General features: G+C 50.1%; 26 protein-coding genes. 13 read left to right on the top strand and 13 right to left on the bottom strand.

Annotated features, from left to right (window positions below):
- Positions 1-6 precede the first annotated feature (6 nt).
- Positions 7-777: a DeoR/GlpR family DNA-binding transcription regulator gene (locus tag FDX09_RS22135; RefSeq protein WP_121529105.1), complete on the bottom strand. Its 771-nt coding sequence runs from the start codon at positions 775-777 to the stop codon at positions 7-9.
- Between the two features lie 117 nt (positions 778-894).
- Here FDX09_RS22135 and FDX09_RS22140 point away from each other — a divergent pair, with 117 nt between their 5' ends.
- The 3 genes from FDX09_RS22140 (at position 895) to FDX09_RS22150 (ending at position 3,161) form a co-directional block, all read left to right on the top strand.
- The gene (locus FDX09_RS22140; protein ID WP_137347871.1) at positions 895-1,278 is read left to right on the top strand and encodes a VOC family protein; all 384 of its coding nucleotides are present in this window, start codon (positions 895-897) and stop codon (positions 1,276-1,278) included.
- A 120-nt stretch (positions 1,279-1,398) separates the two neighbouring features.
- Positions 1,399-2,079: a carboxymuconolactone decarboxylase family protein gene (locus FDX09_RS22145; protein ID WP_283204955.1), complete on the top strand. Its 681-nt coding sequence runs from the start codon at positions 1,399-1,401 to the stop codon at positions 2,077-2,079.
- Positions 2,080-2,108: 29 nt separating this feature from the next.
- On the top strand, positions 2,109-3,161 hold the full coding sequence (locus FDX09_RS22150) for an NAD(P)-dependent alcohol dehydrogenase (RefSeq protein ID WP_137347873.1): 1,053 nt from the start codon (positions 2,109-2,111) through the stop codon (positions 3,159-3,161).
- A gap of 38 nt (positions 3,162-3,199) precedes the next feature.
- Here FDX09_RS22150 and FDX09_RS22155 read toward each other — a convergent pair whose 3' ends face one another.
- On the bottom strand, positions 3,200-4,231 hold the full coding sequence (locus FDX09_RS22155) for a mechanosensitive ion channel family protein (RefSeq protein ID WP_087856154.1): 1,032 nt from the start codon (positions 4,229-4,231) through the stop codon (positions 3,200-3,202).
- A 244-nt stretch (positions 4,232-4,475) separates the two neighbouring features.
- On the opposite strand from FDX09_RS22155, the gene FDX09_RS22160 reads away from it, so the two are divergent.
- A complete protein-coding gene (locus tag FDX09_RS22160) occupies positions 4,476-4,736 on the top strand; it encodes a DUF2534 family protein (RefSeq protein WP_038640840.1) in 261 nt (86 codons plus the stop codon).
- A gap of 47 nt (positions 4,737-4,783) precedes the next feature.
- Here the strand turns inward: FDX09_RS22160 and uspE are convergent, their stop codons facing one another.
- The 3 genes from uspE to ogt all read right to left on the bottom strand — a co-directional run bounded on the left by uspE (position 4,784) and on the right by ogt (position 7,348).
- Positions 4,784-5,734, bottom strand: coding sequence for a universal stress protein UspE (uspE, locus tag FDX09_RS22165; RefSeq protein ID WP_038640838.1), 951 nt, complete (start codon positions 5,732-5,734; stop codon positions 4,784-4,786).
- Positions 5,735-5,885: 151 nt separating this feature from the next.
- Entirely contained in the window at positions 5,886-6,638 is a 753-nt protein-coding gene (gene fnr / locus FDX09_RS22170) for a fumarate/nitrate reduction transcriptional regulator Fnr (protein ID WP_003020397.1), read from the bottom strand.
- Between the two features lie 194 nt (positions 6,639-6,832).
- Positions 6,833-7,348: a methylated-DNA--[protein]-cysteine S-methyltransferase gene (gene ogt, locus FDX09_RS22175; protein ID WP_137347874.1), complete on the bottom strand. Its 516-nt coding sequence runs from the start codon at positions 7,346-7,348 to the stop codon at positions 6,833-6,835.
- A gap of 213 nt (positions 7,349-7,561) precedes the next feature.
- On the opposite strand from ogt, the gene smrA reads away from it, so the two are divergent.
- Positions 7,562-8,125, top strand: coding sequence for a DNA endonuclease SmrA (gene smrA / locus FDX09_RS22180; RefSeq protein WP_137347875.1), 564 nt, complete (start codon positions 7,562-7,564; stop codon positions 8,123-8,125).
- Between the two features lie 12 nt (positions 8,126-8,137).
- Here the strand turns inward: smrA and FDX09_RS22185 are convergent, their stop codons facing one another.
- The gene (locus tag FDX09_RS22185; protein WP_121529102.1) at positions 8,138-9,370 is read right to left on the bottom strand and encodes a sensor domain-containing diguanylate cyclase; all 1,233 of its coding nucleotides are present in this window, start codon (positions 9,368-9,370) and stop codon (positions 8,138-8,140) included.
- 713 nt (positions 9,371-10,083) lie between these two features.
- On the opposite strand from FDX09_RS22185, the gene FDX09_RS22190 reads away from it, so the two are divergent.
- The 4 genes from FDX09_RS22190 to dbpA all read left to right on the top strand — a co-directional run bounded on the left by FDX09_RS22190 (position 10,084) and on the right by dbpA (position 14,192).
- The gene (locus tag FDX09_RS22190; RefSeq protein ID WP_038643181.1) at positions 10,084-11,193 is read left to right on the top strand and encodes a methyl-accepting chemotaxis protein; all 1,110 of its coding nucleotides are present in this window, start codon (positions 10,084-10,086) and stop codon (positions 11,191-11,193) included.
- 156 nt (positions 11,194-11,349) lie between these two features.
- Positions 11,350-12,333 carry a zinc transporter ZntB gene (gene zntB, locus FDX09_RS22195; protein WP_038640826.1) on the top strand — a complete coding sequence of 328 codons (984 nt, stop codon included), beginning with the start codon at positions 11,350-11,352 and terminating at the stop codon, positions 12,331-12,333.
- Between the two features lie 274 nt (positions 12,334-12,607).
- Positions 12,608-12,790, top strand: coding sequence for a hypothetical protein (locus tag FDX09_RS23745; RefSeq protein WP_071888136.1), 183 nt, complete (start codon positions 12,608-12,610; stop codon positions 12,788-12,790).
- Positions 12,791-12,818: 28 nt separating this feature from the next.
- On the top strand, positions 12,819-14,192 hold the full coding sequence (gene dbpA, locus FDX09_RS22205) for an ATP-dependent RNA helicase DbpA (protein WP_137347876.1): 1,374 nt from the start codon (positions 12,819-12,821) through the stop codon (positions 14,190-14,192).
- Between the two features lie 48 nt (positions 14,193-14,240).
- On the opposite strand, the gene ttcA is transcribed toward dbpA, so the two are convergent.
- The 5 genes from ttcA to nifJ all read right to left on the bottom strand — a co-directional run bounded on the left by ttcA (position 14,241) and on the right by nifJ (position 21,268).
- Positions 14,241-15,176: a tRNA 2-thiocytidine(32) synthetase TtcA gene (ttcA, locus tag FDX09_RS22210; protein WP_110497980.1), complete on the bottom strand. Its 936-nt coding sequence runs from the start codon at positions 15,174-15,176 to the stop codon at positions 14,241-14,243.
- Positions 15,177-15,371: 195 nt separating this feature from the next.
- Positions 15,372-15,806: a universal stress protein UspF gene (gene uspF, locus FDX09_RS22215; RefSeq protein ID WP_085048138.1), complete on the bottom strand. Its 435-nt coding sequence runs from the start codon at positions 15,804-15,806 to the stop codon at positions 15,372-15,374.
- Between the two features lie 81 nt (positions 15,807-15,887).
- Positions 15,888-16,100 (bottom strand): KTSC domain-containing protein, encoded by a 213-nt coding sequence (locus FDX09_RS22220; protein ID WP_069324961.1) that lies wholly within the window; start codon positions 16,098-16,100, stop codon positions 15,888-15,890.
- Positions 16,101-16,246: 146 nt separating this feature from the next.
- Positions 16,247-17,377 carry a porin OmpC gene (ompC, locus tag FDX09_RS22225; RefSeq protein ID WP_038640818.1) on the bottom strand — a complete coding sequence of 377 codons (1,131 nt, stop codon included), beginning with the start codon at positions 17,375-17,377 and terminating at the stop codon, positions 16,247-16,249.
- Positions 17,378-17,743: 366 nt separating this feature from the next.
- Complete coding sequence (gene nifJ, locus FDX09_RS22230) at positions 17,744-21,268, bottom strand: pyruvate:ferredoxin (flavodoxin) oxidoreductase (protein ID WP_087856161.1); 3,525 nt, start codon at positions 21,266-21,268, stop codon at positions 17,744-17,746.
- Positions 21,269-21,542: 274 nt separating this feature from the next.
- Between nifJ and FDX09_RS22240 the strand changes: the two genes are divergently transcribed.
- On the top strand, positions 21,543-21,809 hold the full coding sequence (locus FDX09_RS22240) for a DUF333 domain-containing protein (protein ID WP_003833199.1): 267 nt from the start codon (positions 21,543-21,545) through the stop codon (positions 21,807-21,809).
- Between the two features lie 13 nt (positions 21,810-21,822).
- Here FDX09_RS22240 and hslJ read toward each other — a convergent pair whose 3' ends face one another.
- Both hslJ and FDX09_RS22250 read right to left on the bottom strand, forming a co-directional pair.
- Complete coding sequence (gene hslJ / locus FDX09_RS22245) at positions 21,823-22,242, bottom strand: heat shock protein HslJ (RefSeq protein WP_085048266.1); 420 nt, start codon at positions 22,240-22,242, stop codon at positions 21,823-21,825.
- 112 nt (positions 22,243-22,354) lie between these two features.
- Positions 22,355-23,344: a 2-hydroxyacid dehydrogenase gene (locus tag FDX09_RS22250; protein WP_038640813.1), complete on the bottom strand. Its 990-nt coding sequence runs from the start codon at positions 23,342-23,344 to the stop codon at positions 22,355-22,357.
- Positions 23,345-23,590: 246 nt separating this feature from the next.
- Between FDX09_RS22250 and FDX09_RS22255 the strand changes: the two genes are divergently transcribed.
- The 3 genes from FDX09_RS22255 (at position 23,591) to FDX09_RS22265 (ending at position 26,796) form a co-directional block, all read left to right on the top strand.
- Entirely contained in the window at positions 23,591-23,803 is a 213-nt protein-coding gene (locus FDX09_RS22255) for a hypothetical protein (RefSeq protein WP_074458538.1), read from the top strand.
- Positions 23,804-23,968: 165 nt separating this feature from the next.
- Positions 23,969-26,608, top strand: coding sequence for a YdbH family protein (locus FDX09_RS22260; RefSeq protein ID WP_137347877.1), 2,640 nt, complete (start codon positions 23,969-23,971; stop codon positions 26,606-26,608).
- Positions 26,605-26,796, top strand: coding sequence for a YnbE family lipoprotein (locus tag FDX09_RS22265; protein WP_038640810.1), 192 nt, complete (start codon positions 26,605-26,607; stop codon positions 26,794-26,796). Before FDX09_RS22260 ends, FDX09_RS22265 begins: the two co-directional genes overlap by 4 nt.
- Position 26,797 lies beyond the last annotated feature (1 nt).

Raw genomic sequence — 26,797 nt, forward strand, 5'->3', positions numbered from 1 at the left:
CTGCTGCTATACGGTATAAATACGAATGTCATGCGCCTGGAAAGCCGTGGCATACTCTTTGCTGATATTTTCCTCCACGACAATCACGTCAATATTGCTGCTTTCGGTGACGACATAACGGGCGACGGCCGGGATCTTTTCCGCCGTCAGTGCGACGATAGTTTCATTGCACTGTTTGATTACCGCCTTTTTGAACTCGCAATCCGCATAATCAAATCCGGTTAAGCCGGATTCTGGCGACATCGCGCAGCCGCCAATAAAACCCTGATCGAATAAGATGTTCTGCACTTGTGCGGTAGCGGTGGACCCCACACATCCTCCCGAGGATCTCTGCACCGCGCCGCCCAACATGATGACCTCAAACAGCGGTTTTTCCAGCAAAACGGCGGCAATCTCTGGTGAGTTGGTCACTACGGTTAATGCCAGTTCGGCCGGTAGGGCTTCAGCCATCGCTAAATTTGTGCTGCCCGTGTCGATAAAAATGCAGCTTCCGGATTTGACCAACCGGGCGCACCTCTGCGCGATACTGCTTTTTTTCGCCACATTAATGCTCTTGCGTACGGCAATGTCTTCGGATTCAGGAAGGGTAATGACCGCGCCGCCATAAACCTTTTTACATACGCCATCTTTACTCAGCTCGTGCAGGTCGCGGCGGATCGTATGTTCAGAAACGCCTAACCGACTGGCGAGCTCGGAACAAATGACTCTGCCGTTTTCCTGCAAGATCTGATAGATAAGCGCCTGGCGCTGTTCCGGGAAAGCAGCATAATCGAGCATAAATACTCCAGTTAAATAAAAATATCGAGCAGCATCACGCATGATCGTGCATTATGATTAACGATGTCAACATTCTTGAGAACATACTGTTCGGAATACAACGAGAAGAGGTTCGCGATGAAGATTGCGCATATGGCTTTATGGACACAGGATCTCGAGCAGCAAGCGCGTTTCTGGGTCACGTTCTTTGACGGCAAGATTAACGAAAAATACTGCAGTAAAACCAACCCTGGATTTGAATCTTATTTTGTTCGTATTGGTGATGAGATTGCGATTGAAATAATGACCAAACCGGGCCTGACAAGATGGCAGCCAGACAATAACACCTGCGGATGGGTGCACCTTGCACTCTCTGTCGGCTGCGCGGCAAAAGTTGATGCCATCGCGAAACGCGCGCAGGAACAGGGGATTTTAATTTCTTCTCCACGAACTACCGGTGATGGCTATTACGAAGCGGTAATACGAGATCCTGATGGTAATTTCATTGAGATTGTCGCCTAAAGTTGTACAAATTTCCCTGCTGATAAATGGCATCGGTGGCTGATTATTGATGAATATTGTTCATAGGTTCGTTCTTATTTAACCCTCTAATCATCGGTGTGTTGGGTCTCTATAATTTTACTGTTTCAGTACCCACCGGCAGTACGCTGGCGTTATTTTGGAGAATCAAACATGCAACATCAACTGGATGCCAGACAGCAGGCAATCATACCTATTGCCGCGTTCACCGCTACAGGTCAGAGTGAAAAACTGGATGCAGCATTAAATGCCGGGCTGGATGCGGGACTCACCCTTAATGAAGCGAAGGAAATTCTGCAACAGCTCTATGCTTACTGCGGTTTCCCCCGCAGCCTGAACGGACTTGCTTGTTTAATGTCCGTGGTTAAAAACCGTAGAGAAAGAGGAATTTCCGACCCAGAGGGAAATCCGGCCACGCCGCCGACGGAGGGCTGGGACAGTTTCCTGGCGGGGAGTTGCACCCAGACCCAGCTCGTCGGACATCCGGTCAGTGGGCCGCTGTTCGATTTTGCACCTGCTATTGATGTCTGGCTAAAGGCACATTTATTTGGCGATATTTTTCAGCGTGATGTCCTCAACTGGAAGATGCGGGAGCTGGCGACGATTTCTGCGTTAGCGGTATTAGGCGGTGTGGACAGTCAACTGAAGAGCCATTTTGCTATCTGTCTGAATATTGGCATTACCACTGACCAACTCATTGAATTTATTGCAATACTCGAACAGCATTGTGGTGGTGAGATAGCAACTAATGCCCGCGCGGTGGTTGATGAATGTCGCGGTTAAGGTAATACCTAATCCCTGAGGAAATCTTAATGGTCATGAACGTGAAGGGTTATGCCGCTCTGGCGGTGAAAGAAGATCTGGTTCCACACAGCTTTGTTCGTCGCGATCCACGCGAAGATGACGTGGTGATTGATATCTTATACAGCGGTGTTTGTCACTCAGATATCCACAATGCCTATAATGACTGGGGCGGGGCTAAGTATCCGATGGTGCCGGGACACGAAATCATTGGCCGTGTGGTGCATGTCGGGAAGTCGGTGACCAAATTTGCCGTAGGCGATCTCGCCGGGGTTGGCTGCATGGTTGACTCATGCCAGCACTGTAGCGCCTGCGAACAGGGGCTAGAGCAATATTGCGAAGAGGGTAACACGCTCACGTATAACGATATCGATCGTCATGATGGCCTGCCTACCTTCGGGGGCTATTCCGACAAGATTGTCGTTACCGAAAAGTTTGTTGTGAAGGTTCCAGAAGGGATAGATTTACGCGGCGCGGCGCCGCTGCTTTGTGCCGGGATCACCACATGGTCGCCGCTGCGTCACTGGCAGGTTGGAGAGGGCAGTAAAGTCGCGGTTGTTGGGTTGGGCGGCCTCGGGCATATGGCCATCAAACTCGCTAACGCATTGGGGGCTGAAGTTACGCTGTTCACGCGTTCGCCAGATAAAGAAGCAGATGCCAGACGTCTGGGTGCCTGTCACGTTGTGCTTTCCACTGACTCTGAGCAGATGAAGGCAGCCGGTAATCAGTTTGATCTGATTATTGATACTGTTCCGTATGTCCACGACCTGAATCCCTATATCCCAACGTTGGCGCTAAGCGGTACGCTGGTGCTGGTTGGCTATCTGGGCGCATTGGATCCTTTCCTGAATACGGTTCCACTGATTCTCGGGCGGAAATCCGTCGCGGGTTCGGTTATCGGCGGGATTGCAGAAACGCAGGAAATGTTAGATTTTTGCGGCCAGCACGGTATTACAGCCGATGTCGAAGTGATCAATATTCAGGATATTAATAGCGCCTGGCAGCGGATGTTGAAAAGCGATGTGAAATACCGCTTTGTGATTGATATTGCCTCGCTGAAATAACGCTAAAAAAGACGCGGATTTCCGCGTCTTTACGTTTGTTAGTGTGTCGATGGCGATACTTCAGGATTATCCATATACAGCGTCTGGCTGGGGAAGGCGAAGTCGGCGCCGTTTGTCTGGACTATCGAAATAATTTTCAAATAAACGTCCTGTTGTACCGCAAGCCATTCCTGCCATACGGTAGTTTTCGTGAAGCAGTACACCATGATATTTAACGATGAATCAGCAAATTCATTGAAATAGACCAGTAGAGTTTGTTTCTGGTCTATCCCCGGATGATTTTGCAGCATTTGTCTGACCGCCTCGACAACTGCCCCAATTTTATCGGCATCTTCATATCGCAATCCGATCACCGTTTTGATTCTTCTGTTGGTCATACGCCCTGGATTTTCTACGCTGATTGAGGAGAAAATCGAGTTTGGGACGTACAAGGGGCGATGATCGAAGGTGTTTATTTTGGTCATTCGCCAGCCAATTTCTGTCACTGTGCCTTCAATATTACGGTCCGGGGAACGGATCCAGTCACCGATGCTAAACGGTCTGTCGAAATAGAGCATAATGCCGGAGAAAAAATTGCTCAGAATGTCTTTACCTGCCATACCTACAGCGATACCACCGATGCCGCCAAAGGTTAGCAGACCCGATAAGCTCATGCCGAAATGTTCGCCATACAGCAAAATGATGGCGACCACGATGGTAATCTTAATGATCCGCGACAGGATCCTCGCGCTGGTAATATCTCTGCCTTTATTAATCTGCGTCTTTTCAAACTGATTAATCACCAGAAAAAGTTTGATTGTCAGAATCAGCGCAATTAACGAGGTGCAGATAAAATCGACTACGCTGGGAGAGATAAATTTCAGGTCGTAACTCTCGATCACGTTATTGGCAATACTGCCGAAGGTTCCAATGATAATGGCATAGACGAAAAATTGTGCCGCATGAAATATGAACCCTTTGCAACGTCTTTCACCACGGTGAAACCAAACGCTCATCAGCACCAGTGCGGTAAAGCAACTGAGAATTACCGTCAAATTAAACGCATTATTCATAAACAGTTCAGCGATCATGATCCTTCCTGGCAGCTCCGTGGTTGCTAAATATCATCTGACATCCCGCTCATCGGATATTTTACGCAGTTTTGGCGCTCAGATCATTAATCAAAGGGCGAGAGAAATAATGCAATCAGCGCTATTTTCAGCGCAATCACGCAGGCGTCACTGATGAAGGGGCGTTATGTAGCAGACAGTAAGCTGATGTCATGGTATTGTTAGCGCAAAGTAACAAGATTTTCATCTGCAAAAGGACAGTACTATGATCATGGCTAAGCTGAAGACAGCGAAGGGACGAAAGTTTTTGTTGTGCCTGCTTGGAGTGTTTATTATCGCAGCGTCGGTAGTCACGCGAGCGACGATCGGCGGCGTTATTGAACAGTATGACATTCCGCTATCCGACTGGACCGCCTCAATGTATGCCATTCAATCTGCAATGATTTGTGTCTACAGCATGGTGTTTACCATTCTGCTCGCCATCCCGCTGGGCATCTATTTTCTTGGTGGCGACGAGAAACACTAAGTGTTTGTCATGCCGGATGAATATCCATCCGGCATTGTATGGTGTGGTTAGTCGTCTTCGTCGTCATCCAGTTCCACTGGCGTCTGATACTGATCCGGCTTGATAACCAGCAGGTCACAGCGTAGATGATCGATAACCTGCTCAGCAGTATTACCGAGGAACGCGGCAGAGATACCGGTACGTCCGACGGTACCCAGCACCACGATACCCGCCTGTAAGTGTTCGGCTAAATCAGGAATAACCTCTTCAGGTAATCCTTTTTCAACGTGCGTTACTTTCTCATCGATACTGAATTTCTGGCGTAATGCTTTCATAGCCAGCAGATGCTGTCCACGGATCGCATCGTTATATACGCTGGGATCAAATTCAGGGAGTTCAATCGCAATGTTGATAGGTGTAACAGGGTAGGCGCCAACCAGATGCACTTCGGTATGATTAACCTGTTCCGCCAGTTGCAGCGTTTCTTTGACCAGTTTTTCATTGAGCGCGTTGTGATAGGCCTCTTCACTGGCGAGGTTCACCGCAACCAGGGCTTTACCGCCTTCAGGCCACGGCTGGTCTTTAACCATCCACACCGGGCTTGGGCATTTACGCAATAAATGCCAGTCGGTCGGAGTGAAAATCACGGCTTCCAGACGGTCGTGTTGGTGCGCCATTTTTAGCACCAGGTCATGCCTGGCGCTAATGACTTCCTGGATGATGGCTTCAAAGGGACGGTTGTGCCAGACCACTTTGATCTCAATAGGGATCCCTGCTTCGATGTAGTATTTCGCTTGTTCACGAATCCACGCTGTTCGCTGGCTGATAACACCCTGACGCATTGCCGTACGCTCATCGGGCGACAGCAGGGTAGTCATCTCATAGGAAAAGTCATAGATCGGCAAAAAGGCTTTAATTTTGCCACCAATCCGTTGATGCAAATAAACAGCTCGCCGTAATGCTGGTTGATCGTCCTGGTTAGGGTCGATGACGACCAGCATATTTTTATACATAGCCATACAGGGTCTCCTTACAACTGTCATCGCAGTTTGTAATTAAAAGAGTAACCCAATAATGTGGATTGAAACAGGGGAGAACCTCCTGCCAGATCAATAAATCGGGAAAATTTAGTGATTTGACAGAAGGATAACAGAGATACTTGCAGAACGATTACGCAACGTTACGCGTGTGGCCAGCAAGAACTGCCAGCGCATCGCTATTCTCAATAGTGATGTATTTGCCTTTTACCGCCAGCATACCGCTTTTCTGGAAACGCCCCAGCAGGCGGCTAATAGTTTCAACCGTCAGACCGAGGTAGTTACCGATGTCGCCACGAGTCATGGTCAGACGGAATTCACGAGGCGAGAATCCACGCTGGGCGAAGCGGCGGGACAAATTGTAAATAAAGGCCGCCAGGCGCTCTTCAGCGTTTTTCTTCGACAACAGCAGGATCATGTCCTGGTCGCCTTTGATTTCGCCACTCATCAGACGCATCATCTGTTGACGCAGATTCGGCATTTTGCCGGACAGGTCATCCAGAGTTTCGAAAGGAATCTCACATACCATTGAGGTTTCCAGAGCCTGGGCAAAGCTCGGGTGATGACCGCTGCCAATCGCGTCAAAACCTACCAGGTCACCTGCCAGATGGAAACCGGTGATTTGCTCATCGCCTTGCTCGGTAATGGTATAGCTTTTAATCGTTCCGGAGCGGATAGCATAGAGTGATTTAAGTTCATCACCTGCTTTAAAGAGCGTCTGCCCCTTTTGGATAGGCTTTTTGCGCTCGATGATGTTATCGAGCTGGTCAAGCTCATGCTCGTTAAGTGTGAACGGGATGCAAAGCTGGCTGATACTGCAATCCTGGCAATGGATAGCACAACCGCCAGACTGAATGCGCCGTATAATTCGCTTTTCCGGGATCATAGGTCTGCTCAAGCCGTAATTGATATTTGTCACTTTTAACATCTTTTTGGTGAGCACGTAAGCCTGAGCTACTCCCAATAGAGAATAATTCAGGCATAACTGGGTTGAATGTTTGTATCTACCTGATTAACCGTACTTTATTTAAGGCTGTATTATGTGGAAGTGTGATGAATAAGGCATTAATTGCCTGGATTCTAGAGTAGTAAATAGCCTTCATGACGCAATAGCCACTCTTTTCGCTGCACACCGCCGGCATATCCAGTCATAGTACCGTTACGCCCAATGACGCGATGACAAGGCACGACAATACTTACCGGGTTTGACCCATTCGCCGCTCCGACGGCTCTGGCAGCGCCAGGGCGTCCCAGTTGTTCGGCCAGTTGACCATAATGCATGACTTGTCCACAGGGAATGGTACGTAACGCTTGCCAGACTTCACGCTGGAAGGGGGTACCCGCGGTGGCGGTTTCCAACGTGTCAATAATACTAAGGTTGCCGGCAAAATATTCAGCCAGCTTATCACTCAATCCACCGGGGTTTTTGGCAGCGATACGCTGATAACCTTCAGTGCGGTAATGAATGTCCAGCAACTGCACCATACGATCGCTGTGTTGATCCCATTCGACCGCGCGCAGACGAAATTGCTCATCGCAAATGATCCACAGCGGGCCCAGCGGCGTGGCGATGGTGTCTTCCAGTAAGTTCAGCATCCGTTTCTCTCATTGCAACATTACAGGCAAGATGACACATTATCACGCCAGTTATCGTCGCAGCTATACCTCTAAAATGGATATCCGTTTGTTGGAAGTAGATCGCTTCCACTGCGTGAACCTGGTGAATTATTGGAAATAATCGTAAACCGTTGTCGGTATAATAGTGCACGGTTATGATAAGACCCGTCGCAATACGCTGGAGGATGAAACATGAACCTTGATGACGCATCGTTGTTTCTTGACGCGATGGGGGATGTTCAACCGCTGAAAAACCGCACCGAGGTGCACTGGCAGCCTACACGCAATCTCCGCGCTCCGGCTCGTATTGATACGCTGCAATTGGATAATTTTCTCTCAACGGGTTTTCTCGATATTGTCCCGTTGAGCGTACCATTGGAGTTTCGCCGCGAAGGTTTGCAGCACGGTGTGACTGACAAACTACGAACCGGTAAATATCCGCAGCAGGCGAGTCTCAATCTCGTCCGTCAGCCCGTTGAAACCTGTCGTCAGATGCTCTTCAGTTTTATTCTGCAGGCGCAGCAAGAAGGATTGCGTAACGTGTTGGTGATACACGGCAAGGGGCGCGACGATAATTCTCATGCCAACATTGTTCGCAGCTATGTAGCGCGTTGGCTGACGGAATTTGAAGATGTACAAGCCTACTGCGCCGCACTGCCGCATCACGGCGGCAGCGGAGCATGCTATGTGGCATTACGTAAAACCGCGCAGGCAAAACAGGAGAACTGGGAGCGTCACGCTAAGCGCAGTCGCTGACCGACATAAACATCAGGCTGCCAGTACCCGGTTCCGCCCTTCGTTTTTGGCTTTGTACAGCGCGTCGTCAACGCGTTTGAATAGCTCATCGATGCTTTCATTCGTTTCGTGCCGCGCAACGCCAATGCTGACGGTAAAGCGGGGAAGGCCAGGAAGCGTCACCTTGGCCACCGCCGCGCGTATTACTTCTGCGAGATTAAGGGCAACCTCCAGTGAGGTTCGCGGCAGAAGGAGTACAAACTCTTCCCCTCCCCAGCGAAAAATCAGGTCGTCTTTTCTCGCGCAGGACTCCAGCGTTCGCGCCAGAGCGCAAAGCACATCGTCACCTCTTAAATGACCGAAGAGATCGTTAATGCTTTTAAAGCGATCGGTGTCGATTAATAGCAGGCTGTAGTCCTGCGTCAATGACATCGCGTGCGTCTGTTGTGGTTCGGTTACCTGATAAAAATGTCGGCGGTTCAGTAATCCGGTCAGGGCGTCACGCAGGGCCGCTTGTTCGAGTTCCTGCTCCAGCCTTTTTTGTTCGGTAATGTCATGAATAATGCACAGCATGAGCTTATTGCTGTAGATTTCGATCGGTCCGGCATAAGTTTGCACGTGACGTAAGGAGCCATCTGCAAGCTTATGGACAAAATGCAATGGCTTATGACCGCCGGGCAGATGGGCGATTTCATGCATCACCGGTAGGATATGACGGCCCAACATGTTGATTTCCCATGTATGTTTCTGGCACATCACATCATGGCTGTAACCATAAAAATTCAGTGCGCTGAGATTCGCATCGACGATCAAACCATCGCGGGACGGATCGATAAGTAACATCGGCGCCGCATTGGTCTGGAAGAAGCGCGCGTAAAATCCCTGCTTGTTTCGCTGATAGTTCGCAGAACGACTGGCTTTCAATCCCTGCGCGGTCGGTGTTTCAATGCCTTCGAAAATAATGATGTCCCCCATATCCGGGAGCGACTTAATGGACAGGCGGCTGGCCATCGCGATTTCTTCACCGTTGCGATAAACCGTGAGAATTTCCACAATAGGGTGATGATTTTTCAAGTCACTGAGATACATGGTTAAATCATTTTGGGCATATGTCGAGAATATGCCTTTTCGCAGTGTAGCAAAACAGGAATCCTGCATTAGCTCCCGTGCAACGGTATTAGCGAACACAAGTTCTTCGGTATGTGGTGAAACAATCCACACCGGAAGAGTTAATAAGTCCAGTGAGTGCAGCGCGTTTATACTCATCGATAATCCCGTTATCTTATCTGCTGTGTTGCCCATTTAATGGCGAATGTTTTTATATTACCGTCTCATAATGTTATTGATTGTCGGTGAGACAAGGGGGGACAACTGGCTTTAGTCTGATGTTGTTATCAGTTTATGCTACAGACTATGCCAATAATAGTAGACACTATTTTGGTATTTTTACTGTTATCGCTAAAATCTTTGGCAAATAGACTTTCAATTTTTAATGTCAGTGCTGGACGTGATTTAATCATCAATATATTTGAATGAATGGCGCTGGAATCATCAACAAAAATGGTGATCCCCATACACACTGTCGCGCCACCAGATACCCGCCAGAAGGTAGATCAACGTCGGCCAGAGATCGCCACCTTGCTGTACTCATGCTTTTACAATGTGTATTAGTTAGAACATGAAAATATTCATATTAATGCGGTAATGCTTATATAAATATTCATGCTAATTATAATTCTGTGCATTTTGTGTTCTTTACGTGCTCACCATCACAATAATCTGATAACAAGCCTGGCAATCATTTTTGGTAGAATAAATCACCAGATTAAGACAAATAATCAGCATCATTCTGTGATTTAAGTGAAAGGGCTGCCGACTCTTATTGAATATTCGCCTTTCGTATCAGGGTAATGGCAATTTGCATGGCAGGTGCTATAAAAAATAATATTCACCTCATTTTCTTGGTAAACAGGGCTAAAATGTTAAATAATATTAGCGTCAGGACTTTTATTGTTTTATTTCTGGTAATAACAGCAGTGGCTCTTAATGTGGTGGAGATAATACTTGCAGCCGGTATTGATGTTATTATTGGCAGCAATTTGGTAAGTTTCATTTCTCTATTATGTCTGTGGTGGTATATGACCAAATATCTGGTGATGCCGATTAATACGGTTAAAAGAAGTATTGAAGAGGTTACGTCCGGAAATCTGGCGATCAGCATTCCAGAATTTGGTAATAATTGCGCGGGTAGACTTATACCAGGCATCAATAGCTTATCAAGTAATATTTCAACACTTGTGAATGAGATCAGGATATCCTCACAAACGGCAATGGCGCTCTCAGAACAGCTTGCAGAACGCAGCGCTGAGCTTTCAGTGAAAACAGAACAGCAATCCGGAGCATTAATGCAGACGGCTGCCAACATGGATGAGATCGCGGTGAATACGCGAAATAATGCTGATAACACGCAAATAGCCAGCGCCCAGGCGACAATTGCTACACAGTGCGCCCGACAGGGAGGCGAATTAATGGTGCAGGTGGCGGCAAATATGCGTTCAATCACCGAATGCGCGGAGCAGATGACCGAAATTATTACGCTGATAGATGGTATCGCATTCCAGACAAATATTCTGGCATTGAATGCAGCGGTGGAAGCGGCGAGGGCGGGGGAGCATGGAAAAGGGTTTTCCGTGGTGGCTGGTGAAGTAAGGAAGCTGGCGCACCGCAGCGCAGATGCAGCTAAAAATATTAAACAGCTGATTGCCCAAACCCATCAAAATGTTCAGCAAGGCGCGGCTATCGTACGCGAAGCAGAAAAAAATATGCAGGATATCGTCGGGGGCGCCGGGCAATTAAGCCAGTTGATGGGCGAGATATTAACGACTACCCAGGAGCAGGAGAAAGGGATTATCAGGATCACTCATGCTCTGGCCGAACTGGAGAACGTAACCCAAAGTAATGCCGCCATGGTGGATGAGCTTTCTGATTCCTCGGGCATCCTGAAAAACCAGGTGATTGATCTCCAGTCCCGAACCCATCAATTTCGGTTAAGTAAAACTCTTGAGCCTGCAATACGCCAGCGAGCATAACAGGATCTCTCTCACCACAAGCGTCGCATTCGTCGGCGCTTTTTCTGTTATCAGATACTTTTATGAATCATTTCAGCGCAATGGGACAATGAGATATTGCTTAACCTATTCTGACGGCTAGACTATCGAAAAAAGCTGAATGTTTGTGGAGGCGCTGTGGAAGCCATTAAGGGAACTGATGTTAATGTGCCAGATGCCGTGTTTGCCTGGCTGCTGGATGGCCGTGGTGGGGTGAAAACGCTGGAAAATAACGATGTTATCGACGCTCAGCATCCCTGCTGGCTGCATCTTAATTATACCCATTCTGAAAGTGCGCAATGGCTGGCGACCACGCCTCTGCTTCCTAATAATGTGCGTGATGCGCTGGCGGGTGAAAGTACGCGCCCACGCGTAAGCAGAGTCGGGGAAGGTACGTTGATCACGCTGCGTTGTATTAATGGCAGCACCGACGAGCGACCTGACCAACTGGTCGCTATGCGCTTGTATATGGATGAACGTCTGATTGTCTCAACGCGCCAGCGCAAAGTACTGGCACTGGATGATGTGGTCAGCGATCTCCAGGAAGGTACAGGGCCGGCTGACTGCGGTAGCTGGCTGGTGGATGTCTGCGATGCGTTAACCGATCATGCCAGCGAGTTTATCGAGCAACTGCACGACAAGATTATAGACCTGGAAGATAATCTGCTCGATCAGCAAATCCCCCCGCGCGGGTTCCTGGCATTACTGCGCAAGCAACTGATTGTGATGCGCCGCTATATGGCGCCTCAGCGCGATGTCTATGCGCGCTTGGCGAGTGAGCGTTTAGCCTGGATGACCGACGATCATCGGCGACGGATGCAGGATATCGCCGACAGGTTGGGAAGAGGGCTGGATGAGATAGACGCCTGTATCGCCCGGACCGGTATCATGGCGGACGAAATTGCGCAGGTTATGCAGGAGTCTCTGGCGCGCCGAACTTATACAATGTCCTTGATGGCGATGGTTTTCCTACCCAGTACATTTTTAACCGGACTGTTTGGCGTTAACCTCGGTGGTATCCCCGGCGGCGGCTGGCAGTTTGGTTTCTCATTTTTCTGTATTCTGTTAGTGGTCCTGATTGGTGGTGTTACTTTATGGTTGCATCGTAGTAAATGGTTGTAACAACAACATTTTTTAGTGGCTTTTGCGCATGAAAACGGCCAGGTTTTTGAGCGAAGTCAATAAACCATCTACCTATTCGGGGCAATATCTCACTCGCAGGTGAATGCAACGTCAAGCGATGGGCGTTGCGCTCCATATTGTCTTACTTCCTTTTTTGAATTACTGCATAGCACAATTGATTCGTACGACGCCGACTTAGATTAGTCGGCTTTTTTTTGCCTGCAGGAAATCAGCGTCTACCCTAAAAGAGTCAACCTGATGACTGGAGGGCTATATGACCTGTCTGATTGCAATGCTACAGTGGCAAGTACCAAACGCTGATTCGCTACCCACCGACCCGGTTCCTGTTCCCGATCCGCTACCTCGTCCGCAGCCGATGCCGGATCCGCCACCGGATGAGGAGCCGATTAAATTGTCGCATCGCGGGCGCAGATCTGCGAGGATACGCGCCTGCTGAATGTGAGTTTTTACCGCGAGATTAAATTGTGACCGCTTTTTCAACCCTGAATGTTTTACCTGCCGCCCAACTCGAGAACCTCAACGAGCTGGGTTACCTTGAAATGACGCCTGTTCAGGCTGCTGCGTTACCGGCAATCCTGGCGGGGAGGGATGTTCGCGTGCAGGCTAAAACCGGCAGTGGCAAAACGGCTGCTTTTGGTCTGGGGTTGTTGCAGCATATTGATGCCGCGCTGTTTCAGACGCAGTCTCTCGTGTTGTGCCCAACGCGTGAACTTGCCGACCAGGTGGCAGGGGAACTGCGTCGTTTAGCGCGCTTTCTGCCCAATACCAAGATCTTAACCCTGTGCGGCGGCCAGCCCTTTGGCGCACAGCGTGACTCCCTGCAACATGCGCCACATATTATTGTCGCCACGCCGGGGCGTTTACTTGACCACCTGCAAAAAGGCACCGTTTCTCTGGATGCCCTGAATACGCTGGTGATGGATGAAGCCGACCGTATGCTGGATATGGGTTTTAGCGACGCGATTGATGAGGTGATCCGCTTTGCGCCTGCATCACGTCAGACCTTGCTTTTTTCTGCGACCTGGCCGGAGGCGATTGCCGCCATCAGCGGCCGGGTACAGAAAGATCCGCTAACGATCGAAATTGATACGGTTGATGCGCTGCCAGCTATTGAACAGCAGTTTTTTGAAACGTCCAGCCACGGCAAAATTCCGTTGCTGCAAAAATTGCTCAGCCAGCACCAGCCTGCATCCTGTGTGGTTTTTTGTAATACCAAAAAAGATTGTCAGGCCGTATGCGATGCACTGAATGCGGCGGGGCAAAGCGCACTCTCATTGCATGGCGATCTTGAACAGCGCGATCGCGATCAGACGCTGGTACGTTTTGCCAACGGCAGCGCACGTGTACTGGTCGCTACCGATGTAGCCGCGCGTGGTCTGGATATCAAGTCGCTGGAACTGGTGGTTAATTTCGAACTGGCGTGGGATCCGGAAGTTCATGTCCATCGTATTGGCCGTACCGCTCGCGCTGGCAACAGCGGTCTGGCGATTAGCTTCTGCGCGCCGGAAGAAGCGCAACGTGCCAATATCCTGGCTGAAATGCTGCAGCTAAAACTGAACTGGTTGCCTGCGCCGGGCAATGGTTCAATTCTGCCGCTAAACGCTGAGATGGCCACGTTATGCATTGATGGCGGTAAAAAGGCTAAAATGCGTCCCGGCGATGTTCTGGGCGCTCTGACCGGTGATATTGGTCTGGCTGGCGCTGATATCGGCAAAATCGCCGTCCATCCGGCGCATGTTTACGTCGCTGTTCGCCAGACTGTGGCGCATAAGGCATGGAAACAATTGCAAAACGGTAAGATTAAAGGCAAGACCTGCCGCGTTCGTTTATTGAAATAAATGCGCGTTGGAGCGCCTGATGGCGCTCCGCTTATCTGGCATGATAAGTTACTTCACTTCCACCACGTTCAGGCGCAGCTCATCCAGTTGAGCATCATCCTCTTCTGGCTGCCAGCCCGCGGGTTGCAGCGGGATCTCTTCGCGGTCAAACGCTAAATCACCACCGTCCACCACCTCTGAACCGTGTTTAATGCCTTTAAAATCGAACAGATTGATATCACTCAAATGAGAAGGCACAACGTTCTGCATTGCGCTGAACATGGTTTCAATGCGGCCTGGATAGCGTTTGTCCCAGTCGCGCAGCATATCAGCGATGACCTGACGTTGCAGATTAGGCTGGGAGCCGCACAGGTTACACGGAATAATCGGGAAACCTTTCGCTTCGGAGAAACGCTCAATATCTTTCTCACGGCAGTAGGCCAGTGGACGGATCACGATGTGCTTACCGTCATCGCTCATCAGCTTCGGCGGCATACCTTTCATTTTCCCGCCATAGAACATGTTTAAAAACAGCGTTTGCAGGATGTCATCACGATGGTGGCCGAGCGCAATCTTGGTGGCGCCTAACTCGGTTGCCGTGCGGTACAGAATGCCGCGACGCAGGCGAGAGCAGAGCGAGCAGGTCGTTTTGCCTTCAGGAATTTTATCTTTGACGATCCCGTAGGTGTTTTCTTCGACGATTTTATACTCAACACCCAACTGTTGCAGATACTCCGGCAGAATATGCTCGGGGAAGCCGGGTTGTTTCTGATCGAGGTTAACCGCAACTAAGGAAAAACTGATCGGGGCGCTTTGCTGCAAATTACGCAGGATCTCCAGCATGGTATAGCTGTCTTTCCCTCCGGAAAGGCACACCATAATGCGATCGCCGTCTTCGATCATATTGAAGTCGGCAATCGCTTCGCCCACGTTGCGACGCAGACGTTTTTGCAATTTGTTCAGGTTGTATTGTTCTTTCTTGCTAATATCTTGATTTTGCGACATTTAATAGAGGCTCAATTCATAGTGTGGCATCAGAAGAGTATGCATCACGCCGGATAGTCCGGCAAAAGAAGTCTGATATAAAAACCGTGGCGTGTATGGTACGGATAAGCGGGAAAAATGTCAGCACATTTAGGACAGGAATCGGGGTATGAAGGGTAAAACAAAAAGCCCGCCACGATGTGCGGGCCAGACAGCTTAGCGGACAACCAGAACTGAACACTCAGCATGACGCACCACGGCCGCGGCGTTAGAACCCAGCAGGTAAGTGGTGATGTCAGGTCGGTGAGAAGCGATAACGACCATATCAGCCGGTAATTTTTTAGCCATCTCCAGAATTTTATCTTTCGGCGCACCTTCCGCGACATGAACGTGCACTCTGTCCGTTGGGATATTGAACTTCTTGATAATCTCTTCCAGTTGAGATTTCGCTTCGGCTTTCAGATCGTCCATGGCAGGCAACTCTGCCGAGTAAGCCAGTCCCAGGGAAGCGTAATAGGGCAGTGACGGAATAACGGTCAAAAAATGGACCTGCGCATCGTCAATTTTTGCTTCTGCTTCAACATGGGCAATAACGCGTTGAGTTAATTCTGAGTCTGAAATATCGATGGGTACAAGAATCGTTCTGTTCATAAAACCTCCTGTTTAAGTATCCATCTAAAGCTTACCGCGTAATGGCACTTTATGTACAATGACAAAGATCACATTTTGGCATCACTTTATTTTGATTTCAGGGAATTTTCCTTTTATTACCCCATCATAAAATCGACCTTTAGAGACTACGCTCAGGAAATCACGAAAAATACGGGCAGGCACATGCTGGTATTGCAGCGTAGACAATTGATGAAAGCGAATTTCAAGCGTGCAGGAGGATTCGTCATAACCGACGGATGCAATACGCGATGATTTTACAGGGTGATGATTCATTGCAGGTATCCTCTACTACAGGTCTTTATGCAATATATCATCTATCAGGGATGTGTTTTGAAGCAACAGATATAATGTTTTGATCTGGATAAAACAGAATTGCGATAACAGAAAGAAAACCCGCCGTTGCCGGCGGGCTGACAAAATTAGAACTGGTAAACCATACCCAGAGCTACAGTGTCATCGGTAGAGATGTCATTGCGAGTGTAGAAGCTGTCGTCTTCGTCCAGCAGGTTGATTTTGTAATCAACGTAGGTGGAGAAGTTTTTGTTGAAGAAGTAAGTCGCACCTACAGAAGCATATTTAACCAGATCTTTATCATCGTTACCATTTACAGTAGCCAGATCGCTACCTTTAGACATCAGGAAAGACACTTCCGGACGCAGACCGAAATCGAATTGGTATTGCGCAGTAACTTCAAAGTTCTGAGTTTTGTTGGCAATAGTGTAATCACTACCGTCAGAGCCGCCGTACGGGGTCATATTACGGGTTTCGGAGTACATGGTTGCCAGGTAGATGTTATTCGCATCGTATTTCAGGCCAGCAGTCCACGCGTCAGCTTTATCGCCGCCAGCGGTAGAATGGTTCACCTGCTCGTTGGTACGGTCAGAAGAGGTATAGGCAGCACCGAAGGTTACGCCCATACCCAGATCGTAGGTAGAGGAGATACCGAAACCGTCACCGTTGGAATTCTTCACATTACGGTCGCCACCATTGTTGGTGCCTTCCTGCTCATCACTTGTCTGTTCGTTCGCGCCCTGATACTGCAGTGCAACGTTCAGACCGTCAACCAGACCAAAGAAGTCGGTGTTACGGTAGGTCGCTACGCCGTTAGCACGACCGGTCATGAAGTTATCCGCTTTGGTGTAGGAGTCACCACCGAATTCTGGCAGCATATCGGTCCAGGCTTCCACATCGTACAGTACGCCGTAGTTACGACCGTAGTCGAATGAGCCGTAGTCACCAACTTTAATACCCGCGAACGCCAGACGAGTCCAGGAGTTACCTTTATCGTTTTCGGTAGTGTTAGCCTGAACCTGATATTCCCACTGGCCATAGCCGGTGATCATATCGTTAACCTGGGTTTCGCCTTTGAAGCCCATACGCATATAAGTCTGATCGCCATCGCTGTTCGCGTCGTCAGAGAAGTAATGCAGGCCGTCTACTTTGCCATAGAGATCTAATTTGTTGCCGTCTTTATTATAAACTTCAGCAGCGTGAGCCGCGCCTGCAGCCAGCAGGGCAGGAATTACGAGAGCCAGTACTTTTCTGTTCATTGAAATAATCCTTTAGTTTTTTTATTAACCTGTGACTACCCATGTAGGGAGTAAAAGCATGCTAAAGGAGAAGTTCCGTAAACAGATAAATATGAATTGTTACGTCTTAAGTAAAACCTTAAATAAATAATTCTACAGAAACAGTGATAATTATTATGAATGTATGGATTTAATATATATAAAATAAAAATTATACAAGTGAATTTTGTTGAGCTATTCTGCGCGTGTTATATGCCTTTATTGTCACGTTTTATTTTTTCGTTGTCGTATTGATAGCCAATATTAATTAGCCAGCGAATAAATTGACAAGCCCGAACAACTGTTCGGGCTTTTTTTTCGTTCCACTTTAATAGTGATCTAAACGTATTACTCGGTTCCGCTCTTTTCCGCTTTACCTGCCAGTTGCGCCAGGAAATCGTAGCGTTTTTGCAGATCGGCTGTTGCGTCTTTCCACAGCTGTTCAGCGACTTCAGGCTGTTGGGCATTTAAGCGGCGGAAGCGTTGCTCGTTAAGTAATGTTTCAGCCAAAGCATCTGACGGCGGGCGAGAATCCAGCGCCAGCGGCAGTTTACCTTCGTCAGCACGACGCGGATCAAAGCGATACAGCGGCCAGAACCCGGTTGCCGTGAGCTGACGCATCTGATCGTGGCTCAACGCGAGGTCATAACCATGTTCCTCACAAGGGCTATACGCGATAATCAGCGACGGCCCCGGATAGGATTCTGCTTCCTGGATAGCTTTCACCGTCTGGTTCAACTGGGCGCCCAGGGAAATCTGCGCGACATAAACATGCCCGTACATCATCATACTGACGCCAAGATCTTTACGAGCCTTACGTTTGCCGTGCTCCCCAAATTTAGTGACGGCCCCAAGAGGCGTGGCTTTTGACGCTTGCCCACCCGTGTTGGAGTAACACTGGGTATCCAGCACCAGAATATTGACGTTCTCGGTCAGGCTAAGAACGTGATCCAGCCCGCCGAAGCCAATATCGTAGGCCCAGCCATCGCCGCCAATCAGCCAGATGGATTTCTCAACCAGCGCGTCGGCATCGGTTAACAACTGCTGTGCGCCTTCGACATCTTTCAGATGCTCGCGCAGGGCCGCGACTTGCTCACGACGGACCTCCGGCGTGGCTTCTGCGTGCAAAGCGTCATTGAGTTCAGCCGGGATGTTATCGGCAAATTGCTCCAGCAGACGCATAACGCGCGCCCGGTGTTGATCGACCGTCAGACGGAAGCCCAGACCAAACTCGGCGTTATCTTCAAACAGCGAGTTTGCCCATGCTGGCCCACGCCCATTGGCATCGGTGGTGTATGGCGTTGAGGGCAGGTTACCGCCATAAATTGATGAACACCCGGTGGCATTCGCAATCAACATGCGGTCACCGTACAACTGCGTAAGCAGTTTGATATACGGCGTTTCACCACAGCCTGAGCAGGCGCCGGAATATTCAAATAGCGGTGTAATCAACTGCGAGGTGCGAATATCAATACGTTCCAGTTTGGTGCGATCAATCTCCGGCAGATCGAGGAAGAAGTCATAGTTAACTTTTTCTTCTTCGACATGCTCAAGGCGCGACATCATATTGATGGCTTTGATCTCAGGATTTTGGCGATCTTTCGCCGGGCACACTTCGACGCACAGATTACAACCGGTGCAATCTTCAGGCGCAACCTGCAGGACATATTTCTGGCCGCGCATGTCGCGTGATTTCACATCCAGAGAATGCAGGCTGGCAGGGGCGTTTTCCATCGCTTCTGGGGAAACCACCTTGGCGCGGATAGCCGAGTGCGGGCAGGCGGCAACGCAGTGGTTACATTGCGTACACAGCTCTTCTTTCCAGATTGGGATCTCTTCGGCGATATTGCGTTTTTCCCAACGCGTAGTCCCCATTGGCCAGGTACCGTCCGGCGGCAGCGCGGAAACGGGCAGCGCATCGCCCAGACCGGCGAGCATTGCTGCGGTGACGGTTTTCACGAAATCTGGTGCGGCATCAGAAACCACCGGTGGGCGGTTGGCGCTATGCGGATCAACAGGCTGCAGGGCCACTTCGGCGACGGATTCACGCGCCAGAGCCAGCGCCTGCCAGTTACGTTCGACCAGATCCTGGCCTTTACTGCTGTAGCTTTTCGCAATCGCCCCCTGCAACTCTGCCAGCGCACTGTCACCTGGTAAAATTTGCGTCAGGTGGAAGAACGCCATTTGCATCACGGTGTTTATACGCGCCGCCAGACCACACTCACGGGCGATTTTAGCCGCATTAATCACGTAGAAACGGGCTTTCTTCTGATTCAGCACCGCCTGAACTTCCTGCGGCAGACGCGCCCAGACTTCATCCACACTGTATGGGGTATTAAGCAGGAATATACCGCCAGGTTTCAGGCGTTCGGCCATCTGGTACTTATCGATAAATTGCAACTGGTGGCAGCCGACAAAATCGGCTTGTGAAACCAGATACGCTGAACGAATGGGGTGCTCACTGACGCGCAGGTGGGAGACGGTCAGGCCGCCTGCTTTTTTCGAGTCATACACGAAATAACCCTGCGCATACCATGGCGTAGAGTTACCGATAATCTTGATATTGTTTTTGGTGGCCGACACGCTGCCATCGCTACCCAGGCCGTAAAACAGCGCTTCGAGCTTAGCGGTGCCGGGCAGGGTGTTTTCCGGCAACGGCAATGACAGATTGGTGACATCATCATAGATACCGACCGTGAAGCGTGGTTTAGGTTTCGTGCTATTCAACTCATTAAAGACCGCCATGACGCAGTCGGGGCCAAACTCTTTGGACGAAAGACCATAGCGTCCGCCAATCACACGCGGTAAGGTTTCTCGTTCGCCACAGTTAAACGCTTCCGCCAGCGCGGTCATGACATCCAGATATAATGGTTCTGCCTGCGCGCCGGGTTCTTTGGTGCGATCCAGAACGGCGATGCTGCGCGCGCTTTCCGGCAGCGCGCGCAGTAAATGTTTGGCGGAGAAGGGGCGGAACAGACGGACTTTCAGCACACCAACTTTCTCGCCGTGTGCCATCAGCTCTTCGACAACTTCTTCACTGGTGCCAATCGCCGAGCCCATTAAAATAATGACGCGTTCTGCCTGCGGATGACCGTAATATTCAAATGGCTGATACTGGCGGCCCGTGGCTGCGGCGAAGTCGTTCATCGCCTGTTCTACGTGATCGTAAACCGCGTTGTACCATGGGTTTGTCGCTTCGCGTGACTGGAAGTAGGTGTCCGGATTCGCTGATGTACCGCGGATAACCGGATGCTCTGGATTTAGTGCCCGAGCGCGGTGAGCATCGATCTCCGCCTGAGGCATCAGCCCGAGGATGGTGTTATCAGCCAGCGGCACAATTTTATTAATTTCATGTGATGTACGGAATCCATCAAAGAAATGAATAAACGGAACCCGGCTTTTCAGGGTGGCCATTTGCGAAATTAGCGCAAAATCCTGCGCTTCCTGAACGCTACTGGCGCACAGCATCGCGCATCCGGTTTGGCGTACAGCCATCACGTCGGAATGATCGCCAAAGATCGATAACGCGTGCGTGGCAATAGTTCGCGCTGCAACGTGCAGTACAAACGGGGTCAACTGACCGGCCAGTTTGTACAGCGTTGGGATCATCAACAGCAAACCCTGTGATGAGGTAAACGACGTAGAGAGCGCACCGGTCTGCAACGCGCCGTGAACGGTCGCAATCGCACCGCCTTCCGACTGCATTTCTACGACGCGAGGGATATCTCCCCACACGTTTTTAAGCCCATTTCCGGCCCAGGCATCGGCCTGTTCCGCCATCGTCGAACTGGGCGTAATCGGGTAGATGGCGATAACCTCGCTGGTACGAAATGCGACCGAAGCAACCGCACCATTACCGTCAATTGTGATCATACTGACACCCTTACATTGCGCAAAAAGAGGGACTCGCGAAAGCGTTGCGAGTCCTGTAATTATCCTTCTATTTTAGCAAAAGCCATTCAGGCGCATTTTCGCTTTTGTGTCCCTGGAATAAAGAGAATGTATGGTTTGATCAAAGGAGCAGCCAAAAAATTGCCAGAAAATGTAAACAGCGCGCATAAATGCGTGGTTTGCCTCTCGACGGCGGTGTCTCTGCTGCCTATTATTTATGGCTGTGTCGTTTGGTTAATCTTCAGAGGGGAGTAAGATGCGCGCAGCGTTTTGGGTAGGGTGTGCCGCGTTATTATTATCGGCGTGTAGCAGTGAACCTGTTCAGCAGGCAACGGCAGCACATGTCGCACCGGGCATGAAGGCAGCAATGTCCAGTTCTGGAGAAGCAAATTGCGCCATGATTGGTGGTTCGCTCTCCGTTGCCCGTCAACTGGATGGCTCAGCCATCGGGATGTGCGCGCTACCCAACGGCAAACGCTGTAGTGAGCAGTCGCTTGCCGCCGGAAGCTGTGGGAGCTATTGAGCCTGCGCGTTCATTACATTAAATCCGCAAGTTTATACGTCAGCGTTTGTTCTGCTGTCGCCAGTGTCAACTGGTCAGCAGTCAAATCTACCTGTGCGCCTTGCTTAAACATTTCGCTGACGATACCGTCGAGCGCGTTAAGCTGTGGATCGGCGCACATCATGCGGGTCATCGCCATATCTTTCACCTTCAACTCGCCGTCGGACAACTTGCCCTGACCGTGGAATTGATTACACATCTTTCCTGATACCGTCATGTTTTCGCCAAAACTCAATTCGGGTGGGTTGTTGGCGACGGTAACGGCTTTACCATTCACGCTCTGCAAAACGAAACGGTGATGCTGTAACTGGTCGCGATTGACGGAAATGTTTCCACTGCTCACACAGCCAGCCATCAGCGTGCTGAGGGCAATCAACGTGACAACTTTCTTCATTAACATTCTCTAATTTCGTGACCGGAATACATTCAATATGATAATGATACTGACTGTTTTATCATCGGCAATTGTCTGAAAATGCCCCCCTTAAATCAGGGGAGCACAGGGATTAAAAGAGGGCGTTTGGACAGGTTTCGCCTTTGGAGATTTGTTCCAGATTTTGCAGTGTCGTTTCAGAAATGCTGGTCAACGCTTCGGCGGTCAGAAACGCCTGATGCCCGGTAAACAGCACGTTATGGCAGGCTGACAGGCGACGGAACACATCATCCTGAATCACATCATTGGATTTATCTTCAAAGAACAGGTCGCGTTCGTTTTCATACACATCCATACCCAGAGAACCAATTTTCTGGTTTTTCAGGGCATCGATAGCCGCCTGTGAATCGATCAGCGCTCCGCGACTGGTGTTAATAATCATCACGCCGTTTTTCATTTGCTCAAAGGCTTCCTGATTGAGCAGATGATAATTTTCCGGCGTTAACGGGCAGTGCAGGGAGATAACGTCGGACTCAGCAAACAGTGTTTTAAGATCGACATATTCCACGCCTAATTCCAGAGCAGCGGCGCTTGGGTAGGGATCGAACGCCAGCAGGCGCATACCAAAACCTTTCAGGATCCGCAGCGCAGCAATACCGATTTTACCGGTACCAATCACCCCGGCCGTTTTGCCATACATGGTAAAGCCGGTCAGCCCTTCAAGAGAGAAGTTGGCATCACGGGTACGTTGATACGCGCGATGAATACGGCGGTTCAGGGTCATCATCATGCCAATCGCATGCTCAGCGACGGCTTCAGGCGAATAGGCAGGGACGCGTACCACCTGCAGACCCAGCTCTTTTGCCGCGTCGAGATCGACGTTATTGAACCCGGCGCAGCGCAGGGCGATATATTTCACACCCAGCTTTTTCAGTTCTTCCAGAACCGGTCGGCTGCCATCGTCGTTGACGAAGATGCATACAGCTTCGCAACCATGGGCTGTTTTAGCTGTTTTCTCCGTCAACAGAAAGTCAAAAAATTCAAGTTCAAAACCAAAAGCCTCGTTAACCTGCTGCAGATACTTTTTGTCGTACTGTTTTGTACTATAGATGGCGAGTTTCATAAGACTTTCTCCAGTGATTTTGACGTCACGTTAATCCAATTAAAATTATTTTACAAAATCTAAAAAGTTATTGATAGTCATAGAAGTAATGAATGTTTAAAGCGTATCTTTTGTTAGTGTGGGCAGGTTACGCGATTTCAACAACTGGATATTTTCCATTCGCTGAGCAGGTAGTGTGGGCAAAAAGCCAGGTGATTCACATCCAGACAGCTACGCTTATACAGGTAGCAGATATCGGGAGGAGTTATGCTAACTCACTCTGAAGCAAAACGATGGGCCACCTTAATGCTTAAGGCGGCTTTATGCGATGGAATGAAACCTGAAGAAATTTCCCGCCAGGTGCATCTTGTCTGTGATCATCATGGCAAGGAGTGTCTTGAAGAACTTATAGAAGAAATACTGATAGAGGCTGGTCGGATAGGACCTAAACATAGCGATGGACAACTGAACCATCATTGAGTCCGAATCCATGCGCTACTGTGTTGGAATCATTCCTGACGGCACGTGTAACAGCGTGCCACATAGCGCTGTTATCTGTCCTTAATGTGGGAATATGCAGTTAAACATGCCACAATACAGGCCTAAACCGGCTTAAATTTTGCTAATTCAGGATATTAACTACCCATGAAGGGTAAATATAAAGCCGTTCTGGCACTCCTCTTATTATTGATTCTCGTGCCGCTGACGCTGGTGATGACGCTTGGCCTGTGGGTCCCGACCCTGGTGGGCGTCTGGTTACCTGTGGGGACACGTATCGCGCTGGATGAGAGTCCACGGCTGACACGGCATGGGCTGCATATCCCGGAACTCCGCTATCTGGTCGATGATTGCCCGCTGGCGCGCATTACTCAGGCGGACCTGTCCCATCCCAGCCGCTGGTTGCTCAATGTCGGGACAATTGAGCTGGATTCCGCTTGCCTGGCCAAATTACCGCAGACAGAAGCGTCTCCGGTAGCACCCAAAACGCTGGCTGAATGGCAATCGATGCTGCCCAATACCTGGATTAACATCGACAAACTTATTCTCTCTCCCTGGCAGGAATGGCAGGGGAAACTGTCGCTTTCGCTAACGCCCTCTACTCAGCAACTGCGCTACCAGGGGGAAAAGGTTAAATTCCAGGGGCGGCTGCACGGGCAAAATCTCACGGTAAATGAGCTGGATATCGCTGCATTTGAAGGGCAACCGCCGGTAAAACTGGTCGGTGAATTTACCATGCCGCTGGTTCCTGATGGGTTACCGGTGAGCGGTCATGCCGTTGCGACGCTGAACTTGCCGCAGGAGCCTACGCTTGTGGACGCCGAACTGGAGTGGCAAGAAAACAGCGGACAACTGATCGTCATGGCACGCGATAGTGCCGATCCGCTGCTCGATCTTCCGTGGGAAATAACCCGCCAGCAGTTGACCATCAGCGACGGTCGCTGGAACTGGCCTTACCAGGGATTCCCGTTAAGCGGACGGCTGGGCATGAAAGTTGAAAACTGGCAGGCCGGGCTGGAAAACGCGGTGGTGAGCGGGCGGCTGAACGTTTTGACGCAAGGCGATGCCGGTAAAGGAAACGCTGTTTTAACGCTGGGGCCGGGTAAGCTGGGTATTGATAACAACGAGATGCCGTTACAGCTGATCGGCGAAGCGAAACAGGGCGATCTGATCTTCTACGCGAAATTACCCGCCAAACTCACCGGTAGCCTGAACGATCCGCAACTGGCGTTTGAGCCAGGGGCGCTGTTGCGTTCGCGGGGGCGGGTAATTGATTCGCTGGATATTGACGAGATTCGTTGGCCGCTGGCGGGCGTAAAGGTAACACAACGCGGTGTGGATGGTCGTCTACAGGCTATTTTGCGTGCGCATGAAAACCAGATGGGGGGCTTTGAACTGCACCTGGATGGTCTGGCAAATGATTTTCTTCCTGATGCTGGTCGTTGGCAATGGCGCTACTGGGGCGAAGGCAGCTTTACGCCGATGCATGCCCGCTGGGACGTGGCGGGTAAGGGAGAGTGGCATGACAACACGCTGAAGCTCTTTGATCTCTCCACCGGATTTGACCACTTGCAATACGGCACCATGACGGTGGAAAACCCACGCCTGGTAATGGACAAACCGATCGTATGGGTACGGGACGCGACCAAACCGACGTTTAGCGGCGCACTGTCACTGGACGCAGGAAAAACCGTCTTCACCGGCGGAAGCGTCTTACCTCCCTCAACGCTAAAGTTCAGCGTGGAAGGCAGCGACCCGACGATTTTCCAGTTCAAGGGCCAGCTTCACGCAGGGGCGATTGGCCCCGTACAGCTAAATGGCCGTTGGGACGGGATCCGTCTGCGCGGACAGGCCTGGTGGCCAAAACAATCACTCACCGTGTTCCAGCCGCTGCTCCCGCCTGACTGGAAAATGAAACTGCGTGAAGGTGATCTCTATGCGCAGGTCGCATTCTCGGCCGCACCGGAACAGGGCTTTGAAGCGGGCGGTCATGGGGTATTAAAAGGCGGTAGCGCCTGGATGCCTGATAACCAAATTAATGGCGTCGATTTTATCTTGCCGTTTCGGTTTAGCGAAGGCGCATGGCAGTTGGGTACGCGTGGGCCTGTTTCATTGCGTATTGCGGAAGTCGTGAATCAGGTGACGGCGAAAAATATTACTGCCGATCTACAGGGAGCGTACCCCTGGAGTGAAGGCAATCCGTTATTGCTGAGCGATGTCAGCGCCGAACTGCTGGGAGGCAAAGTCATCATGCGGCAACTGCGGATGCCACAGCACGACCCGGCCTTATTACGGGTGCAGAATATCTCCTCCAGCGAGCTTATTAGCGCGGTTAACCCCAAGCAGTTCGCTATGTCGGGTCCGGTCAGCGGCGCGTTGCCATTATGGTTGGATAACGAAAAGTGGATCATCAAAGACGGCTGGTTAACCAACCCAGGTCCGATGACGCTGCGTATTGATAAAGACACGGCGGATGCCGTCGTTAAAGATAATATGGCGGCTGGCGCGGCAATTAACTGGCTGCGCTATATGGAAATAACCCATTCCTGGACGAAAATAAACCTGGATAACCTGGGTGTCTTAACGATGCAGGCAACCGTTACTGGCAATAGCCGGGTAGATGGCAAAGTGGGGACGGTTAATTTGAATTACACCCACGAAGAAAACGTCTTTACGCTATGGCGCAGTTTGCGTTTTGGCGACAATTTACAGGCATGGCTTGAGCAAAATGCAACGCTGCCGGAAACCCATTGCCTGGAAGGCAAGGAATGTGAGGAACAACAATGAAAACGATAGCCGCCATGCTGGGGTTGCTGGCTTCATCTCTGGTGGTAGGTTGTACCCCGAGAATCGAAGTGGCTGCGCCAAAAGAGCCGATCACGATTAATATGAACGTCAAAATCGAACATGAGATTCATATCAAAGTTGATAAAGACGTCGAGAGCTTATTGAAATCGCGCAGCGATCTGTTCTGAG

This window comes from Citrobacter sp. wls717 (genome assembly GCF_005280955.1).
GTDB lineage: Bacteria > Pseudomonadota > Gammaproteobacteria > Enterobacterales > Enterobacteriaceae > Citrobacter > Citrobacter werkmanii.